Origin of the sequence: Maricaulis salignorans, assembly GCF_900103475.1 — a bacterium.
Lineage (GTDB): Bacteria > Pseudomonadota > Alphaproteobacteria > Caulobacterales > Maricaulaceae > Maricaulis > Maricaulis salignorans.
In genome coordinates, this window is record NZ_FNHG01000017.1 from 31995 (window position 1) to 49261 (window position 17267).

At 61.6% G+C, this 17267-nt stretch carries 17 protein-coding genes; 9 read left to right on the forward strand and 8 right to left on the reverse strand.

The window, feature by feature from the left end; genetic code table 11:
- The first annotated feature begins 40 nt into the window (after positions 1–40).
- Together dut and cysK are read left to right on the forward strand one after the other, a co-directional pair.
- Positions 41–496, forward strand: coding sequence for a dUTP diphosphatase (dut, locus tag BLT42_RS12155; protein ID WP_091771171.1), 456 nt, complete (start codon positions 41–43; stop codon positions 494–496).
- An 83-nt stretch (positions 497–579) separates the two neighbouring features.
- A complete protein-coding gene (gene cysK, locus BLT42_RS12160) occupies positions 580–1530 on the forward strand; it encodes a cysteine synthase A (protein ID WP_091771173.1) in 951 nt (316 codons plus the stop codon).
- On the opposite strand, the gene BLT42_RS12165 is transcribed toward cysK, so the two are convergent.
- The gene (locus BLT42_RS12165) at positions 1500–2843 is read right to left on the reverse strand and encodes an ATP-dependent DNA helicase (RefSeq protein WP_091771241.1); all 1344 of its coding nucleotides are present in this window, start codon (positions 2841–2843) and stop codon (positions 1500–1502) included. The two genes, cysK and BLT42_RS12165, sit on opposite strands and share 31 nt — an antisense overlap.
- Before the next feature lie 82 nt (positions 2844–2925).
- Between BLT42_RS12165 and BLT42_RS12170 the strand changes: the two genes are divergently transcribed.
- Positions 2926–3672 carry a HesA/MoeB/ThiF family protein gene (locus BLT42_RS12170; RefSeq protein WP_091771175.1) on the forward strand — a complete coding sequence of 249 codons (747 nt, stop codon included), beginning with the start codon at positions 2926–2928 and terminating at the stop codon, positions 3670–3672.
- Positions 3673–3675: 3 nt separating this feature from the next.
- On the opposite strand, the gene BLT42_RS15255 is transcribed toward BLT42_RS12170, so the two are convergent.
- Positions 3676–3852 carry a hypothetical protein gene (locus tag BLT42_RS15255; RefSeq protein ID WP_233342469.1) on the reverse strand — a complete coding sequence of 59 codons (177 nt, stop codon included), beginning with the start codon at positions 3850–3852 and terminating at the stop codon, positions 3676–3678.
- 118 nt (positions 3853–3970) lie between these two features.
- Positions 3971–4891 (reverse strand): MBL fold metallo-hydrolase, encoded by a 921-nt coding sequence (locus BLT42_RS12180; RefSeq protein ID WP_091771179.1) that lies wholly within the window; start codon positions 4889–4891, stop codon positions 3971–3973.
- Positions 4892–5059: 168 nt separating this feature from the next.
- Here BLT42_RS12180 and BLT42_RS12185 point away from each other — a divergent pair, with 168 nt between their 5' ends.
- From BLT42_RS12185 to BLT42_RS12205, 5 genes are all read left to right on the forward strand, one after another.
- On the forward strand, positions 5060–5620 hold the full coding sequence (locus tag BLT42_RS12185; protein WP_091771180.1) for an SH3 domain-containing protein: 561 nt from the start codon (positions 5060–5062) through the stop codon (positions 5618–5620).
- Positions 5621–5713: 93 nt separating this feature from the next.
- Positions 5714–6238 carry a 3-hydroxyacyl-[acyl-carrier-protein] dehydratase FabA gene (gene fabA / locus BLT42_RS12190; RefSeq protein ID WP_091771181.1) on the forward strand — a complete coding sequence of 175 codons (525 nt, stop codon included), beginning with the start codon at positions 5714–5716 and terminating at the stop codon, positions 6236–6238.
- Between the two features lie 14 nt (positions 6239–6252).
- Complete coding sequence (gene fabB / locus BLT42_RS12195) at positions 6253–7467, forward strand: beta-ketoacyl-ACP synthase I (RefSeq protein ID WP_091771183.1); 1215 nt, start codon at positions 6253–6255, stop codon at positions 7465–7467.
- A 38-nt stretch (positions 7468–7505) separates the two neighbouring features.
- Entirely contained in the window at positions 7506–8324 is an 819-nt protein-coding gene (locus BLT42_RS12200; RefSeq protein ID WP_091771243.1) for an enoyl-ACP reductase FabI, read from the forward strand.
- Positions 8324–9100: a BglII/BstYI family type II restriction endonuclease gene (locus tag BLT42_RS12205; protein WP_091771185.1), complete on the forward strand. Its 777-nt coding sequence runs from the start codon at positions 8324–8326 to the stop codon at positions 9098–9100. Before BLT42_RS12200 ends, BLT42_RS12205 begins: the two co-directional genes overlap by 1 nt.
- Here the strand turns inward: BLT42_RS12205 and BLT42_RS12210 are convergent, their stop codons facing one another.
- The 3 genes from BLT42_RS12210 to BLT42_RS12220 all read right to left on the reverse strand — a co-directional run bounded on the left by BLT42_RS12210 (position 9101) and on the right by BLT42_RS12220 (position 13731).
- Complete coding sequence (locus BLT42_RS12210) at positions 9101–9730, reverse strand: MT-A70 family methyltransferase (RefSeq protein ID WP_091771187.1); 630 nt, start codon at positions 9728–9730, stop codon at positions 9101–9103. It abuts the gene before it with no gap.
- A gap of 215 nt (positions 9731–9945) precedes the next feature.
- Positions 9946–12405, reverse strand: a complete 2460-nt coding sequence (locus BLT42_RS12215; RefSeq protein WP_091771189.1) for a prolyl oligopeptidase family serine peptidase — start codon at positions 12403–12405, stop codon at positions 9946–9948.
- A gap of 108 nt (positions 12406–12513) precedes the next feature.
- Positions 12514–13731 (reverse strand): acyltransferase family protein, encoded by a 1218-nt coding sequence (locus tag BLT42_RS12220; protein ID WP_091771191.1) that lies wholly within the window; start codon positions 13729–13731, stop codon positions 12514–12516.
- A gap of 181 nt (positions 13732–13912) precedes the next feature.
- On the opposite strand from BLT42_RS12220, the gene BLT42_RS12225 reads away from it, so the two are divergent.
- Complete coding sequence (locus BLT42_RS12225; RefSeq protein ID WP_091771193.1) at positions 13913–14764, forward strand: LytTR family DNA-binding domain-containing protein; 852 nt, start codon at positions 13913–13915, stop codon at positions 14762–14764.
- Positions 14765–14830: 66 nt separating this feature from the next.
- Here BLT42_RS12225 and pnp read toward each other — a convergent pair whose 3' ends face one another.
- Positions 14831–16960, reverse strand: a complete 2130-nt coding sequence (gene pnp, locus BLT42_RS12230; RefSeq protein WP_091771195.1) for a polyribonucleotide nucleotidyltransferase — start codon at positions 16958–16960, stop codon at positions 14831–14833.
- Positions 16961–16989: 29 nt separating this feature from the next.
- Positions 16990–17259, reverse strand: coding sequence for a 30S ribosomal protein S15 (gene rpsO, locus BLT42_RS12235; protein ID WP_091771197.1), 270 nt, complete (start codon positions 17257–17259; stop codon positions 16990–16992).
- Between the last annotated feature and the right edge of the window lie 8 nt (positions 17260–17267).

The following is a 17267-nucleotide window of genomic DNA, read 5'->3' on the forward strand; positions in this document are numbered from 1 at the left end:
CTTCAATCACCCCTTCTGCCACTGCGCCGGACCCGAGCCGATGAAAACCATCCACGTCCAGATCAAACCGCTGCCGCATTATGAGGGCCTGGCCCTGCCCGCCTATGAGACGCCGCAATCGGCCGGCATGGATCTGCGCGCCGCCATCCCGGCCGATGAACCCATCATCATCCCCCATGGCGAATGGCGCCTGGTGCCGGTCGGGATCGCCATTGCCCTGCCGGATGGTTTCGAGGCCCAGGTGCGCCCCCGCTCCGGCCTGGCGGCCAAAAAGGGGATTTCCTGCGTCAATTCTCCCGGCACGGTCGATGCCGATTATCGCGGCGAGATCCGGGTCAATCTGATCAATCACGGCAAGGAAGACTTCGTGATCAATCGCGGCGACCGTATCGCGCAAATGGTGATCGCCCCGGTGATGCAGGCGCTGTGGCTGGTGACCGACGAGCTGAGCGAAACCCAGCGCGGCACGGGCGGTTTCGGTTCCACCGGCGTGTGATCGAGAAAGCGTGATCGCAGCGCGCGGTGACACATGCGTCCCGGGCACCTACATAGCCACCAGCTTCCATTGAGGATTTCCCCATGACCGACACTCCGGGCCGCGGCCGCATCTACAGCTCCATCGCCGACACGGTTGGCAATACGCCGCTGGTCGAGCTGTCCAGGCTCGCTGCCGCGCACGGCGCCAAGGCACGCATCCTCGCCAAGCTGGAATTCTTCAACCCGCTCTCCAGCGTCAAGGACCGGATCGGCGTCGCCATGATCGATGCGCTCGAGGCCGCCGGCAAGCTGGGCGAAGGCAGCGTCATGATCGAGCCGACCTCGGGCAATACCGGCATCGGCCTCGCCTTTGTCGCTGCCGCACGCGGCCACCGCCTGATCCTGACCATGCCGGAAAGCATGTCGATCGAGCGCCGCAAACTCCTGGCCCATCTCGGAGCCGAGCTCGTACTCACCGATCCCGCCAAGGGCATGAATGGCGCCATCGCCAAGGCCCAGGAACTGATTGATGCGACACCCGGCGCGGTGATGCCCAGCCAGTTCACCAATCCGGCCAATCCGGAGATCCACCGCAAGACTACCGCGCTGGAAATCTGGAATGACACGGCGGGCGAGGTTGATGTCTTCATCGCCGGCGTCGGCACCGGCGGCACGCTGACCGGCGTTGCCTCGGTGCTGAAAGCCAAAAAGCCCGGCGTCCACATCATCGCGGTCGAGCCGACCGACAGCCCGGTCATCTCCGGCGGCAAGCCCGGTCCGCACAAGATCCAGGGCATCGGCGCCGGCTTCATCCCCGACAATCTCGATGTCTCCCTGATCGACGAAACCGTCCAGGTCACCAATGACCAGGCCTTCGCCATGGCCCGGGAAGCGGCCCGCAGCGAAGGCGTGCCGGCCGGCATTTCTTCAGGCGCCGCCATCCAAGCGGCACTGGACGTCGCCCGGCGCGACGACATGGCGGGCAAGACGATTGTGGTGGTGCTGGCGAGTTCGGCGGAGCGCTATCTGTCGACGGCGCTGTTTGAGGATTGACCCATCACGCTCAGCGGCACCGGGTCACAAAAACTCTTCACGTCAAAGATCCGCGCATCGCAGATGATATCGCCCGGGGTGAGCGGTCGCGATAATTCCAGACCCTCGAGCGTGCGGGCGCGTGACAGCGCCACATAGGCCTGGCCATGCGCGAAGAGGCGGCGGGCGAGGTCGAGATAGACCTTGTCGAGGGTGAGGCCCTGGGCCTTGTGGATGGTCATCGCCCAGGCCAGACGCAGCGGGTATTGCGTGAAGGCGCCGGCGGTGGTCTTGGTCAGGGCGCGCGTCGCCTCGTCGAAGGCATAGGCATTGCGCTCCCATTTGGCTGGCTCGATCGACCAGACATTCTCGCCGATACGCACGCGCACGGCCTTCTCGTCAAAGCCGTCGACCTCGGCCAGCGTGCCATTGACCCAGCGTCCCTGCGGATCATTGCGTGTCATCATCACGCGAGCGCCGATCTTGAGCACAAGCGGCTCCTCGGCCGGGAAGAGGCGCTGGTCGAACTGGCCCTCGACCTTGGCGTTGAAGGCATGCGGCGTGGTCGGCAGGCCCTCGAGGCGGGCATTGTTGATGCGAAAGGCGGTCTCATTGGTCGCCGTCAGCACGACATGGCTCAGGCTCGCCTCCAGCCCGGAGCGGCCGGTGACGCGCTCATTGAGCCGTTCGGCCTCGTCGGCCCTCACATCGCCTTCGCGGACCACATTGAGCAGATGGATGAAATCCTCATCGGTCTGGCGGAACACCTCTTCCAGTTCGACCAGCGCGAAACCGGCCTCGCGGAAGCATTGCGGATTGAAGAAGAAGGGCCCGCCATGGGTGTTTTCGAGATATTCCGCCTCACCGCCCTGCACCACTGGCGGCAATTGCGCCAGATCGCCGACAATCACCATCTGCACGCCGCCGAAGGGTTCATTGCACTCGCGATTGAGCCGCAGGGACTGGTCGATCGCCCACATCATGTCGGAGCGCACCATGGAGATTTCGTCGATCACCAGCGTCTCCAGAGCCTTGACGACGCGGCTATGGCGCACCTTGCGGATATCGCGGCCGGTAATCACGCGCGGCGGCAGATGGAAGAAGCTGTGGATCGTCTGCCCGCCAGCCTGCATCGCGGCGACGCCGGTCGGCGCCAGCACAGCGGCCTTATTGCCCGCCTGACGCAGCAGCTCGCGCATCAAAGTCGTCTTGCCAGTACCGGCGCGGCCGGTGAGGAAGATGTTCGGCTTGTCGCGCCGCAGCCAGCCCAGCAGGTTGATCTGGGTTTCGGACAGAGTCGGTTCGGCACGGGTGGTGAGCGTGTTGTCAGACATGACAGCAAACTGCGTCTGTTCGCCGCTCAAGCCAACCGGATTGCACTTGATTGACGGCAGCTTCTCGGCCACCTGTGCAGGCATGAGCCCTTCAATCGATATCGAGCGCTTCGCGCGCCACATCGTCCTGCGCGAGATTGGCGGCCCCGGCCAGCAGGCGCTGGGCCGCGCCCGGGTGGTGATTGTCGGCGCCGGCGGGCTCGGCGCTCCGGCGAGCCTCTATCTGGCGGCCGCCGGAGTCGGCCAGATCACCCTGATCGATCCGGACACGGTCAGCCTCGACAATCTGCAGCGGCAAATCCTGTTTCGCACTGATGATGTCGGCCAATCCAAGGTCGAGACCGGGGCCGCGGCACTGCAAGCACTCAATCCAGGCACGCGGGTCCGGCCAATCCAGACCTCGCTCGAGTCCGATAATGCGGCCGAGCTTCTGGCCGGCGCCGATCTGGTGCTCGATGGCTGCGATAATTTCGAGACCCGTTTCGCCGTCAATGCCGCCAGCCGGGCGCTGGGCATCCCGCTGATCTCGGGCGCACTGGGGCGATGGGACGGCCAGGTCTCGATGTTCAATGCCGGCCCGGATGCGCCCTGCTATCGCTGCTGGGTGCCGGAAATCCCGCCCGATGCAGAGACCTGCGCCCGCGTCGGCGTGGTCGGTGCCTTGCCCGGCCTGATCGGTTCGATGATGGCACTGGAAGCGGTCAAGCATATCTGCGGAGCGGGCGAGACCCTCGATGGCCGCATCCTGCTGTTCGACGGGCTGGCGATGGAGAGCCGGACCGTGAGACTCAAGCGCGACCCCGATTGTCCTGGATGTCGCGCCAGCTGAGCGTCAGGGCCGCGCAGTCAGGAGCAGGCCGATACCGATCGCCACCCCCGGGGCGAGGCCAAACAGAAGGCCCAGCCAGGCGTTTCCTGTACTCAGTGCGATAATCAGCCAAAGCAGCAGGCCGGCGCCCAGGCCTGCGGCCAGACCCAGAAATTTGCGGGGCTCGGGCAAGCGGGGCAAGGAGTGGTTTTTGTCAGACAGGTTCATCAACCCAATATGGGGAGCCTGACCACACGAGAAGCTGGGGACAGGTTTAAATCTTCGTCAGAAACCTGGCCTCGCTCACCCTCACATCGCTTTATTCGTAGGAAACAGCATGACCGGTCGCGTCATTATAGAGCGTCTGCACCATGCGGTCGGTGGTGATGAAACCCCAATTCCACTCGTCGTGGAAATCAGCGAGGGGCGCCGCAGCGCGGACAGCCTCCAGATCGGCGCCACCCTCGACGAGTGTGCGAACACGGAAGGCCGCTTCACGCAGCATATCGAGGGCCGCTGCCAGCTCAATACGGGTCGAGAGCGGTCCGTGGCCCGGGATGATCCGGGTCTCGTCACCGGCGATTTCCAGCCCGCGCTCCATCGCGGCGATATAGCCATCGACCGACCCGCCGGCCGCAAGATCGATGAAGGGGAAGATTCCGGAGAAGAAGGTGTCGCCCATATGCAGGACATTGGCCTCGCGGAAATACACCATCGCATCGCCATCGGTGTGGGCCGCAGGAATGTGGACCGCTTCAACCGTCTGGCCATTCATGTGGAAGGTCAGGTCCTGACCAAAGGTGAGGATGGGCAATGTGCCCGGCGCCTGGGTCCACTCATCCTCGGCCGCGTCGAGGCGGGCGCGGATATTATGGTGCGCCGCGATGGTGGTGCCCTGCTGGGCAAAATGGGCATTGCCGCCGGTATGATCGCCATGCCAGTGGGTATTGACGATGAAGCGGGGGGCATCCCCGCCTGAAATCTCGACCACGGCCCCCTCGATCAGATCGCCAGTATTGGGCAATTGGTCATCGACCATGACGACACCATCGGGGCCGTTCAGGACAGCCAGGTTTCCGGCCATGCCGGTCGACAACATGTAGAGACCGTCGCCAAGCGCGGTCGAGTCGACGGCGATTTCCGCCGGCTCGTCCTGGGCCTGGGCCGGACTGGTCAGCACGGGCAGTGAATTGGCGGCCAGCAGGGCCGCGGCGGTCGAAATAGCCAAACGAAAGCGCATGATTTTCCCCTCGCGATAACAGCCGGCCTGACGGTCCGGCGCTTCGGCACAGGATATAGGGTGTGTTTCGCCGATTACACCCTCACCGGCGATATCATCGCCTCGCTCGCGGAAAATTTACCCGGTCTTCACCCGGCCGGGCACAGGGATAGGAGTCAGGAGTCTTCCATGCGCCCTATCGCCGCCCTGCTCATCCTCGCTTGCCTGACTGCGCCGGCCCCGGCGCAGCAGGACGACCAGCCGACGCCGTCCGGCCAGGCCGTGCCGCGCTTCGTGAGCCTCAAATTTGATGTCGCCAACGGCCGGTCGGGGCCAAGCCGGGCTCATCCCGTCGCCTGGCGCTATGTTCGCGCCGGCCTGCCAATGGAAGTCGTGGCTGAAACGCCCGATTGGCGCCGCGTCCGCGACCCCGGCGGCGAACTGACCTGGATGCACCGATCCATCCTGTCCGGCCGTCGAACCGTTGTCACCATTGATGAAACGCCCCTGCGCGCCCGCGCCGATGAAGACGCATCCGCCGAGGCTATTGCCGAGACCGGCGTGGTCCTCACGCTTGAGCGTTGCCGAACCGGCTGGTGCCGGGTTGAAGGACAGGGATATCGCGGCTGGGCAAGGGCGGAGGCGCTCTGGGGTGTGTATGCCAATGAGCGCGGCGGCCAACCGGAAGCCGAAAATGACGGCAGCCCCGCCTTGAGCGGTCCCCCGGCGCGTGATACCGCTCTGCGCTGATCCTCCCGGTTTTCACGCAAGACCGGGTCCCCATTCCCAGCCCGGCGAGGGGTAGCGTGTGCTGCCCGCCCCGAGGCGCAGCCGATCGGTTACATGACTGAACGCCAAAGCTCTTTTAGCTACGAAGATCTGATCGCCGCCGGAGATGGTGGCATGTGGGGTCCCGACCGGTCACGGCTGCCCGCCCCGCCCATGCTGATGATGGACCGGATCACCCATATCGATGATGATACGGGCGATCATGGCAAGGGCTATATTGTCGCCGAACTCGACATCAATCCGGACCTCTGGTTTTTCGCCTGCCACTTCAAGGGCGACCCGGTGATGCCAGGCTGCCTCGGCCTCGATGCGATGTGGCAGCTGGTCGGTTTCTTCCTGTGCTGGAAAGGCAATCCCGGCAAGGGCCGGGCGCTTGGCGTTGGCGAGGTCAAATTCACCGGCGAAATCACACCGGAAACCAAAAAAGTCCGTTATGTCATCCACCTGAAACGGGTGATTCAGCGCAGGCTCATCATGGCCATTGGTGATGGCCACGTCGAAGCCGACGGCAAGATCATCTATACGGCCAAAGACCTGCGTGTGGGCCTGTTCCAGCCTGCCGAAACTCAAGAAGACTGATCCAGGAGTTCGCGATGCGCCGTGTTGTTGTCACCGGTCTCGGCATAATTTCTCCCATCGGGAATAATGCCGCCGACGTCACCCAATCCCTGCAAGAAGGCAAAAGTGGCATCCGCCACATGGAGAGCTTCGCGCAGTATAATTTCCGCTGCCAGGTTGGCGGCAAGCCGACGGTCGATCCGGCCGAACATGTCGACAAGCGGATTTACCGCTTCATGTCGGAAGGTGCCGGCTGGAATTACATGGCGATGGCGCAGGCAATCGCCGATGCGGGTCTGCCTGAATCGGATATTTCCAACACCCGCACCGGGATCATCATGGGTTCCGGCGGCCCCTCGGCCGGCACGATTGTCGCCGCCGCCGACATCACGCGCGAAAAGGGTCCGAAACGCATCGGGCCGTTCGCCGTGCCCAAGGCGATGAGCTCCACCGCTTCGGCGACGCTGGCAACACCGTTCAAGATTCTCGGCGTGAACTATTCGATCACCTCCGCCTGCACGACCTCGCTGCATTGCATCGGCGCGGCCACCGAGCAGATCCAGTGGGGCAAGCAGGACGTGATGTTCGCCGGCGGTTGCGAGGAGATCCATTGGGCCCTCTCCAACCTGTTCGACGCCATGGGCGCGATGTCGACCAAATATAATGATACGCCGGAACTCGCCTCGCGCGCCTTCGACAAGGACCGTGATGGCTTTGTCGGCGGTGCCGGCGCTGGCGTTGTCGTGCTGGAAGAATATGAGCGCGCCAAGAAACGCGGCGCGACGATTTATGCAGAAGTCACCGGCTATGGTGCCACCTCGGACGGCTTCGACATGGTTGCGCCATCCGGCGAAGGCGCGGTGCGCTCGATGAAACTGGCGATGGAAACCGTCAACAAGCCGATCGACTATCTCAACCCGCATGCCACGGCGACGCCGGTGGGCGACATCAAGGAGATGGGCGCGGTCAAGGAAGTGTTTGGCGATAATGCGCCGATGATTTCCGGCACGAAATCCATGACGGGCCACTCGCTCGGCGCGGCCGGCGTGCATGAAGCCATCTATACGCTGCTGATGATGAAGCACGGTTTCGTCGCTCCCTCGATCAATATTTTCGAGATGGACCCCGAAATCGCGGCACTCAACCTGCCCATCATCACCGAAACGCGCGATGCCGATATCCAGACCGCCATGTCGAACAGCTTCGGCTTTGGCGGCACCAATGGCACGGTCGTATTCCAGAAAGTCTGATCCCACATTACCTGTGATCGCAGGCGAGGAGATACATGATGAGTGAGAACCAATTCCCCACCGGGACTCTGATGAAGGGCAAGCGGGGCCTGATCATGGGCGTCGCCAACAAGAATTCGATCGCCTGGGGCATCGCCCAGCAACTCGCCGCCCAGGGCGCTGAAATTGCCTTCTCCTATCAGGGGCAGGAACTGGAACGCCGCGTGCGTCCGCTGGTCGAAAGCCTTGGCGGCGAACCTTTCATGGTCGCTGCCGACGTCACCGACGAAGCCTCGATGGATGCCTGTTTCAAGGCGCTCGAGGACAAGTGGGGCACGATCGATTTCCTGGTCCATGCCATTGCCTTTGCCGGCAAGGACGAGCTGGTCGGCTCCTTCACCGAGAACACCACCCGCGAGGGCTGGCGCCGGGCGATGGAAATCTCCGCCTTCTCCTTTGTCGATGCAGGCAAGCGCGCCTCGCACATTATGCCCAATGGCGGCGCCATGGTGACGCTGACCTATCTCGGCTCGGAACGTGTCGTGCCGTCCTATAATGTCATGGGCGTCGCCAAGGCGGCCCTGGAAGCCTCGATGCGCTATATGGCGCGCGATCTCGGCCCTGCGGGCATCCGCGTCAATGCGCTCTCGGCCGGACCGATGCGCACCCTCGCCATGGCCGGGATTTCCGGCGGCAAGGCGCTGATGCGCACCGGCCGCGAATGGTCGATGATGAAGGAAGACACCAGGATGGAAGGCGTCGCCGGCGCCGCCCTCTATCTGCTCAGCGATCTCGGCCTGTCCTGCACCGCCGAAACACTCCACGTCGATGCCGGCTTCCACGCTGTGGGCGTGCCGAGCATGGAAGGGGATGACTAATGCTCGATAGGCTCCGCGAGATTGGATTCGATGTCGGGTGCTATCACCACGCCGACGCCCTCCTGAGCGGCGCCTTTCCCGGTGCAATGGAAGAAATTGAAGACACACTCGCGGCCTTTAAGCTTCCGATGTCGTCGCTCATCGGAAGTGGCGGTGGCGAGTCCGAGGGCACGCAGCGGCTGCGACGTGAGCTCAGCGGGCGCGGCTGGGTTAAGCGGACGATACAGGTCGAGAAGACAGTTGTTACGTTCGAAGGCACCGCAGGAAAGAAAAGCTACACGGAGCTGGGTCGAGCGACGGTAGCGTCACTTTCGCACGAAATTGACCACGTAAAGAGCTTTGAGGCAGGAACTATCTTACTCGAGATTGAATGGAACAATAAGGATCCGTTTTTTGATCGAGATCTGGAGAACTTCAAGCGCCTTCATGCTGACGGGGCAGCGAATATAGGGATACTCATTACTCGCGGCCAATCATTTGAGGACAATATTACGGCGTTCGTGAAGCGCTACGCTGAGAATCATGAACTCAATTCTCTCGATGCCCTGACGGCCCACGGATTGGAACCAACGCGGCGGCAACAGAACGATATCGATCGAGCTGTCGTCCGAGCTGGTGGCTTTGCTGCCGGTTGGGCCGCCGCATTTGTTTCAGACAAATATGCCAGCTCAACAACGAATTGGGCGAAGCTTGAAGATAGAATGCGGCGCGGGGTGGGTAATCCCTGCCCATTGGTCGCGATTGGAATCCCAAGCAGCGTCATTGTCGAGGACTAGTTACTCTGCCGCATCTGCCCGGGAATTGTAGGCATAGGTATTCCAAGTCGGCTCATAGGCCTCGGTGGCCTCATTACCCCAACAAGTCCAGTTGGGTCTCGTGCCTCGAGAAAACATCTCCAAATAAGGCCCCCGACTGCAAGATTCAATCAAAGGGTATTGCTCATCTGGCTTTCGAGAGTGTTCGCGCTTCCGAGTCGCAATGAAATTCACCTGGCTGCGGCCAGGAGCAAGCGTTCGGGCATTTTTTCCCCGAATTCCAAACAGCAAAAGCTCGGTCACATTTCTAAAATAGAACCCCACACCGCGGCCATCAGGGCCACCATCTTTGCGGATTTTCTCCCAAACAATATTAGATTTATATTCAAAGCCCCACTCCTTCATCACCCGAAGGCCATCGGGCAACAACGCATTAGGTACCCAAAGGTACAAATGAGCAGGATCCGCCGCAACTTCAGAAACGGGCATCGCGCAAATATCATCCAGGTGCATCGTCGAATAGCGTGCAAGGCGCTTATGCTCAGGAGCAATTTTGCCCGTTCGGTTTGCGAACTGCCATGGCGGGTCGGCCAAGATCGTTCCGAACTTCTGCCCGTTGAGCGGTTTCAGTATGTTTGTGTTCGCGTCCATGGCGTCATTAGATCTCGTTTTGTTCTGTTTGGCTAGCGCTATTTCCCTAATGATGAATCACGATTCGTTCCATAACTCTCACCTTGTTGTCGGATATGCGCTTTCTATGGCTGTAGACAGTCTCCTTCGAAGCGCTCCAACCCAGTAACCCGCAGCAAAAAACCCCACCAGATCACTCTGGTGGGGCTTCTCATTTAGTTCGGGTGAGGGAATCTTCACTCCATCGGATCGCTCTCATCCTCCGCGTCATCCTCGCCGCGCGGATCCTCAACCGGCTTCACCCAGCGGTCGAGCCAGTCAATGCTCTCGGCGAGGACGTGGAGCACGCTCTCACGGCCTCGATAGCCATGGCTTTCATAGGGCAGCATGACCAGGCGCGCCGTGCCGCCATTACCCTTGACCGCGGCAAACATACGCTCGGACTGGATCGGGAATGTCCCGGAATTATTGTCGAGCGCGCCATGGATCATCAGAAGGGGCTCATTGATGTCATCAGCATGCATGAAGGGGCTGAGCTCGAAATAGACCTCCGGAGCGGCCCAGAAGGTGCGCCGCTCGGACTGGAAGCCAAACGGCGTCAGGGTCCGGTTATAGGCGCCGGAGCGGGCAATACCGGCGCGGAAGCGGTCACTGGCCGCCAGCAGATGCGCCGTCATGAAGGCGCCATAGCTGTGACCGGCAATGGCGACGCGTTCACCATCGCCAAAGCCGAGCGCGACGGTTTCATCAATGGCGGCATCGGCGGACATGACCAATTGCTCGATGAAGGTGTCATTGACGGTCTCGGGATCATCCCCGATCACCGGCATGGTGGCATTCTCGAGCAGAGCATAGCCCTGGGTGACGAGGAAGCGCGGGCTGGTGCCTGAAATCCGGGTGAACTCCCAGGGCGAGCCGCGCACCTGTCCCGCCGTGGCGGCATCGTTGTATTCACGCGGATAGGCCCAGACCAGAACCGGCAGGCTGTCACCCTCCACGTAATCGGCCGGCAGGTAGAGCGTCGCCGAAAGCGAGACACCATCGGCCCGTTCATAGGTGATCATCCGGCGTGAAATCGCATTGAGTTGCGGGTGTGGGCTGACGAATTGCGTCAGGGCCACTTCGCCATCGCCGGAATGCAGGTAGAGATTGGCCGGCGTGACCGGATCCTCGCGTGAGGTCAGGAATGAGGAGGCGTTCGGTGCGACCAGGCTGATGACGCGTTCATAGACCTCACCGCTATTGCGCCAGATTTCTTCGGCCTCAAATGTTTCGAAACTGACGCGGCGCAGGAAGGGCCGATTGCCCTCGGGCGTCGCCCCGTCACCGGCGAAATACATGAACCCATCCTCTACGCCGATCACGCTCTGGCCGTACTGATTGCGTACGGTGAGCGGGTCACCGGGATCGGCATAGCTGTCCTGGTTATTGCGTTCCTCGACCAGGCGGGGTTCGGTATCGGGATTGGCGAAATCCACCAGCCAGCGACGGATCTCCCGCGTGTCGCGATCATACTCAACCGCAAAGCCGGTTTCGCCGATATTGGTGAACTGGGTTCCGAAATACCGATCTTCGGTGCGCAGAATTTCCCGCGGCTCACCATCGAATGGGGCTTCCAGGGCCCAGACGCTGTCGCGCTGATCGATCTCCACGCGTGGATCGCCACCATCGAGCGCTTCGGTCCAGACCAGGCGGGCCGGATGCGAGGCCTGCCAGCCAATATTGCGGCGACCGGTGATCACGCCGCCAATGGGCACGGAATCAGCGATGGGTTGCTGGGCGATTTCGGCGACGACGCGGCCCCGCAAATCAAGCACCTGGCTCTGATCGGCGAGGCGATACCAGGGCTGCAGGAATGAGAAGGGCCGGCGGATCGATTCGGCGAGGATATATTCGCCGCCGGGGGCCGGGCTGGCGCTGTAATAGAGGCCCGGCTCACCGACCCGGCGCTGATTGCGGCCGTCAGCACCGATCAGGACGAGCTGGCTGCTTGCCAACCAGGCGAAGAGATCCGCATCATCGCTATCGCGCAGCAGATCCTGATAGGTCCGCACAGGGGATTCCTGTCCACTGGCCTCCTGGATAACCGGCCCGTCGGGCACACGTGAACGCACAGGCCGTGGACCGCGCTGCGGTGAAACCAGGCTGACCAGCAGGGTTTCGCCATCAGGCATCCAGCTCAACGGCGAAAAGACCGCATTGACGCCGGATCCGATGATCTGACGCGCCCGCGCCCGGGCGACATCAACAACCCAGACACTCAGTTGGTCACCACGGGTAACAACCATGGCGATCTTCGACCCGTCATGGGACCAGCTGACATTTGAAATCCCGACATTCTCGGGCAGGACCACAGGCCTTTCCTCGCCCGTTGCGATATCCAGCAGGCTCAAGCCCACGACACTCCGCGGTCCGTGACGGCCATTGGTTTCAGCGTCGAGCCGCAACCCGGCCAGCCGCTCCATCGGCCGGGCCAGTTCGGAAACCGGGGGCAGGCTCTCGCGCTGCAACAGGGCAATCGTGTCGCGCGCCGGAGAGGCCGAGGTCCAGGGGGTGGGCTGGGCGTCGACGATGTCGACAATTTCCTGCGGCGGCAGCCGGTAGGGTTCCTGGGCCTGGGCGATAGCGCCCAGCCCTGCCAACACCACAGCCGCCGCGCAGGCGCCCGTCTTCCACCACTCCTGGATTGCCGTCATTGATCACTTCCCTCCGCTCCCGGGGCGCGAATGCGTCCGTAGATTCTTCCCGTCAACCTAGTTGAGATGAAGGTCTGCGAGTCTGACATTTTGGTAAGGTGGCGCCAACTAGATCGTGGAACTCACGGCGCGACCGCTCTTGGACGATCCCCTCCATTTCAGACCCATGACGGGCCTCAGCAAGGGTACGCGCTTCACCACTTCATAGCCCAGCACACACCCGAACACGGTCATTGCGACAAGCAGGCCAAACTCGGTCCACACATCCAGTCCCATCCCGCTGAGCCAGAATCCGCCGACCACAGTGATCGTCTGGTGCAGGATGTAATAGGGGAAAACGGCTTCGCTGAGATAGCGCCGGGCGGCATTGTCATGATTGAGGAAACGGCGGGCGAGGCCCAGCAGCGTCAGGATAATCGCCCAGGCATAGATGATGCGATCAATACGCGCGGTCCAGACAAGTGGCAGATTGTCTTCAATCGCCGGCCAGGTGGAATAGGCCGTGTAGAGAAAGGCAAAGGAGGCCAGCGTCAGGGCGCCGACCCAGGGCAGGGCGCGGTCGACTGCCCGCCACAGGGTCCCATTCTTGGCGAACATATAGCCGTAGAGCAGGATCGTCAGGCTGCCGGCATGATTGGCCCAGTCGCTGGTCAGGTCATGCGTGGTGGGAAACTGCATCGTCAGCGTAAAGCGGATCAGCAGGAAGGGCAGAACCGGCAGCGCCACCATCAGCAGAGGTCCGACAAGCGGCCGCGCGAACAGGGCGCCCAGCGCCGCGAGGGCCCGGCTGTCGGCGATGGCACGCAGGGCAGGCACGAGCGGGGCCAGAAGCATGCAATAAACGAACAGATAGACGACATACCAAAGGTGATTCCAGGTCGGCGTATGCTCCGACCAGGGTCCGTCCCACTCGAAGGCATAGCTCTGATAGAAGGTCCAGAAATCCGGCCCGATTTCACCGCCGCGTTGCAGCTCGACCCATAATTGGGGCGGCACGATCACATACATGCCGAAAACGATAACCGGGAAGAGGCGGAAAAACCGGTCGCGGGCGAAACGACCGGCGCCAAGCTTGTCGGACAGGAAGCGGATCGCAACGCCTGAAATGAAGAAGAGCATGGGCAGGCGCCAGGGGCTGGACAGCCACATCAGCGGCTCCATCGCACCATTCATATGCCCGCTCTTGGCGTGCCAGTCCTCCGTGTTGAAGAACATGCCAATATGATAAAAAATCAACAGTCCGAAGACGATGATCCTGAGCCAGTCGAGATCATAGCGACGGGTGTTGGTGGCTGTCTCGGACGGGGTGGCGGCTGGGTGTGACATGCGGGATCTCCAATAACATTGCCCCCATCCATCACATCACCAGCCAGGACCGCCAGCCCGCCGGGATCATGACCGGCTCGACGGGACCAAATACTGGCGTGCGGGGACGGGCGGCGGAAATCCGGGGCGAAACGCGCAGTGCCCGGCTTGCCACAGCGCCCGTCAATGGCATGATCGCGCGATGACCACGCTGGACTTTCAGAACGAGCAAGCGGCCGAGCGGCGCGCAGGGCTCCATGCCCTGCTCGCCTATAGCGTCATGACGCTCGCATTCTGGGCCGTCAACGCGACCTCGATCATCATGGAGGCCGCCCGCGAGGGCGTGGCCTTCAATGCGTGGGAGGCCTGGTTTATCGAGGGCACGAGCGCAGCCTATCTCCTGATCCTGTGCTGGACAGCGGTGCGCCCGCTGGAGCGCCGCTTTCCCGTTGGTGCCACTCGCTGGACCCGGTGGTTGCCGGCCCATATCGGCGGTCTCCTGGTGTTCTCAGCGCTTCATGTCGGGGCCATGGGCCTCACACGCGAGGCGCTCTTCCCCATCCTGTTCAATCATAGCTACCAATTCTTCGAAGACCCGCTCTGGCAGACCTTCATCTATGAACTGCGCAAGGATGCGCTGAGCTATGCCTCGGTCGTGCTGATCCTGACGGGCTTCCGAACCATTCAATGGCACCGGCTTGAGGCCGCCGCCGCGCGGACCGAGGCGCGCACCCATCATCGGGTCAATCTCAAATGCGGCGGCCGGGTCATGCATCTCGCCGCGTCGGAATTCAGCTCCGCCAAGGCGGCCGGCAATTATGTCGAGGCCCGCTTTGGCGAGCGCGAATACCTCGCGCGCATGACGCTGAGCGAGCTGGACAATCTGCTGCGCGATGCGGCGGTGGATGCCGTGCGCGTGCACCGTTCCTGGCTGGTCAATCGCGACATGATCACCGAGACCGTGCCGACCGGCGAAGGCGATGTCACCCTCACCTTGAGCAATGGCGAGACTATCCCCGGCAGCCGCCGTTATCGCGACCGGCTGGCGGCATAGAAAAACCCGCCGGATTGCTCCGGCGGGATCTTCATTCAGCACTTGATCGTCATGAATGCGAGTGGCTTACGCCTGCTCGGCATCCTTGGCGATGTCGAGGCCGGTTTCCTGGTCGACGACTTTCATCGACAGGCGAACCTTGCCACGATCGTCAAAGCCCAGGAGCTTGACGTAGACTTCATCGCCTTCCTTCAGCAGGTCGGACGGATGGTTCACACGCTCGGCACGAAGCTGAGACACGTGGACCAGGCCGTCTTTCGGGCCGAAGAAGTTCACGAAGGCACCGAAATCCATGACCTTGACGACTTTGCCCTTATAGATCTTGCCTTCTTCAGGCTCGGCGGTGAGGCCGATGATCCAGTCGAGCGCAGCCTTGATCGAAGCCGCATCCGAAGACGAGACCTTGATCACGCCTTCATCATTGACGTCGACCTTGGCGCCGGTTTTTTCGACGATCTCACGGATCACCTTGCCGCCGGTTCCGATAACGTCACGGATCTTGTCGGTCGGAATGGTGATGGTTTCGATGCGCGGCGCAAATTCGCCGAGCTCGGACCGCGAGGTGTCGAGTGCCTTGGCCATTTCGTCGAGAATGTGCAGACGGCCACCCTTCGCCTGGGCGAGGGCTGTGTGCATGATCTTCTCGTCGATACCGGCGATCTTGATGTCCATCTGAAGCGAAGTGATGCCTTCAGACGTACCGGCAACCTTGAAGTCCATGTCACCGAGGTGATCTTCATCACCCAGGATGTCGGACAGCACGGCAATGCCTTCTGGATCCTTGATCAGGCCCATGGCGATACCCGAAACCGGGCGCGTCAGCGGCACGCCGGCATCCATCATGGCCAGGGATGCACCGCAAACGGTCGCCATGGAGGACGAACCATTGGACTCGGTGATCTCGGACACGAGACGGATCGTGTAAGGGAAATCGACATGTGATGGCAAAACCGCACGAACAGCGCGCCAGGCAAGCTTGCCATGACCGATTTCGCGACGGCCTGGAGCCAGGCGGAAAGAGGTTTCACCGACCGAGTAAGGCGGGAAATTATAATGGAGCATGAAGCGCTCCTTATAGGTTCCTGTCAGATCGTCGACGAATTGCTCGTCTTCGCCGGTGCCGAGTGTGGCAACGACGAGAGCCTGGGTTTCACCGCGGGTGAACACGGCCGAACCATGGGTGCGGGGCAGAACGCCGGCCTCGGACACAATCGGACGAACCGTGTCGAGGGCGCGGCCATCGATACGCTTGCCGGTCTTGATGATGCCGCCACGCACGATGGAGGCTTCAACGGCCTTCATCACGTCCTTGAGCACCGTGCCGGGCAGACCGTCAGGGTTTTCTTCGGAACGGGCCAGAGCTGAGACAGCTTTTGCCTTGGCAACGCCAACGGCCGCATAACGCGCGGTCTTGTCGACATTGGTGTAGGCGGCAGCCAGTTCGTCGCCAATCAGGTCACGAACCTGGGTTTCAACGGCGGAATGATCTTCCGGCTCGTAATCCCAAGGTTCTTTGGCGGCTTTTTCAGCCAGACGGATGATCGCATCGATCACCGGCTGGAAAGCAGCATGGCCGGCCATGACAGCGCCAAGCATGACTTCCTCGGAAAGCTCCTTGGCTTCCGATTCAACCATCATGACGGCATCGCCGGTGCCCGCGACGACAAGGTCGAGCGCGCTGTCGACCATGTCATAGACAGGCGGATTGATGACGTATTCGCCATCAAAATAACCAACGCGAGCCGCGCCGATCGGACCCATGAAAGGCAGACCCGACAGGACCAGGGCGGCGGAAGCGCCGATCAGGCCGACAATGTCAGGATCGTTTTCCATGTCGTGCGAGAGCACGGTCAGCATCACCTGGACTTCGTTCTTGAAGCCTTTGGGGAAGAGCGGACGGATCGGACGGTCGATGAGGCGCGAGGTCAGCGTCTCTTTTTCCGATGGACGGCCTTCACGCTTGAAGAACCCACCCGGGATCTTGCCGGCGGCAAAGGTTTTTTCCTGGTAATTGACCGTGAGAGGGAAGAAGTCGGCCCCTTCCTTGACGGTCTTGACGCCAACGGCGGTGGCGAGAACAGTCGTCTCGCCATAGGTCACCATGACCGAACCGTTGGCTTGGCGGGCTACGCGCCCTGTTTCAAAAGTAAGAGGGCGGCCCTCCCACTCGATCGTTTCTTTTTGAATATCGAACATATCGTCTTTCGTACGGATGCGGTCGCGGATCAGCGGCGCAGGCCAAGCTTCTCGATGATTGCCCGATAGCGGGCATCGTCTTTATTCTTCACGTAATCGAGAAGACGGCGGCGCTGGGAGACCATTTTCAGAAGGCCGCGACGCGAGTGGTTGTCCTTCTTATGGGTCTTGAAATGCTCTGTGAGGTTGGCGATCCGCTCAGTCAGGATGGCCACCTGGACCTCCGGTGAGCCGGTATCGGCAGTACCACGGGAATGCTCTGTGATGAGCGCGGCTTTGCGCTCTTGCGTAATCGACATCGGGTTCT

Excerpts from the sequence above, each read along its gene's own strand:
- dut (WP_091771171.1), top strand. The coding sequence starts at position 41 with ATGAAAACCATCCACGTCCAGATCAAACCGCTGCCGCATTATGAGGGC.
- cysK (WP_091771173.1), top strand. The coding sequence starts at position 580 with ATGACCGACACTCCGGGCCGCGGCCGCATCTACAGCTCCATCGCCGAC.
- BLT42_RS12165 (WP_091771241.1), bottom strand. The coding sequence starts at position 2,843 with ATGTCTGACAACACGCTCACCACCCGTGCCGAACCGACTCTGTCCGAA.
- BLT42_RS12170 (WP_091771175.1), top strand. The coding sequence starts at position 2,926 with ATGAGCCCTTCAATCGATATCGAGCGCTTCGCGCGCCACATCGTCCTG.
- BLT42_RS12180 (WP_091771179.1), bottom strand. The coding sequence starts at position 4,891 with ATGCGCTTTCGTTTGGCTATTTCGACCGCCGCGGCCCTGCTGGCCGCC.
- BLT42_RS12185 (WP_091771180.1), top strand. The coding sequence starts at position 5,060 with ATGCGCCCTATCGCCGCCCTGCTCATCCTCGCTTGCCTGACTGCGCCG.
- fabA (WP_091771181.1), top strand. The coding sequence starts at position 5,714 with ATGACTGAACGCCAAAGCTCTTTTAGCTACGAAGATCTGATCGCCGCC.
- fabB (WP_091771183.1), top strand. The coding sequence starts at position 6,253 with ATGCGCCGTGTTGTTGTCACCGGTCTCGGCATAATTTCTCCCATCGGG.
- BLT42_RS12200 (WP_091771243.1), top strand. The coding sequence starts at position 7,506 with ATGAGTGAGAACCAATTCCCCACCGGGACTCTGATGAAGGGCAAGCGG.
- BLT42_RS12205 (WP_091771185.1), top strand. The coding sequence starts at position 8,324 with ATGCTCGATAGGCTCCGCGAGATTGGATTCGATGTCGGGTGCTATCAC.
- BLT42_RS12210 (WP_091771187.1), bottom strand. The coding sequence starts at position 9,730 with ATGGACGCGAACACAAACATACTGAAACCGCTCAACGGGCAGAAGTTC.
- BLT42_RS12215 (WP_091771189.1), bottom strand. The coding sequence starts at position 12,405 with ATGACGGCAATCCAGGAGTGGTGGAAGACGGGCGCCTGCGCGGCGGCT.
- BLT42_RS12220 (WP_091771191.1), bottom strand. The coding sequence starts at position 13,731 with ATGTCACACCCAGCCGCCACCCCGTCCGAGACAGCCACCAACACCCGT.
- BLT42_RS12225 (WP_091771193.1), top strand. The coding sequence starts at position 13,913 with ATGACCACGCTGGACTTTCAGAACGAGCAAGCGGCCGAGCGGCGCGCA.
- pnp (WP_091771195.1), bottom strand. The coding sequence starts at position 16,960 with ATGTTCGATATTCAAAAAGAAACGATCGAGTGGGAGGGCCGCCCTCTT.
- rpsO (WP_091771197.1), bottom strand. The coding sequence starts at position 17,259 with ATGTCGATTACGCAAGAGCGCAAAGCCGCGCTCATCACAGAGCATTCC.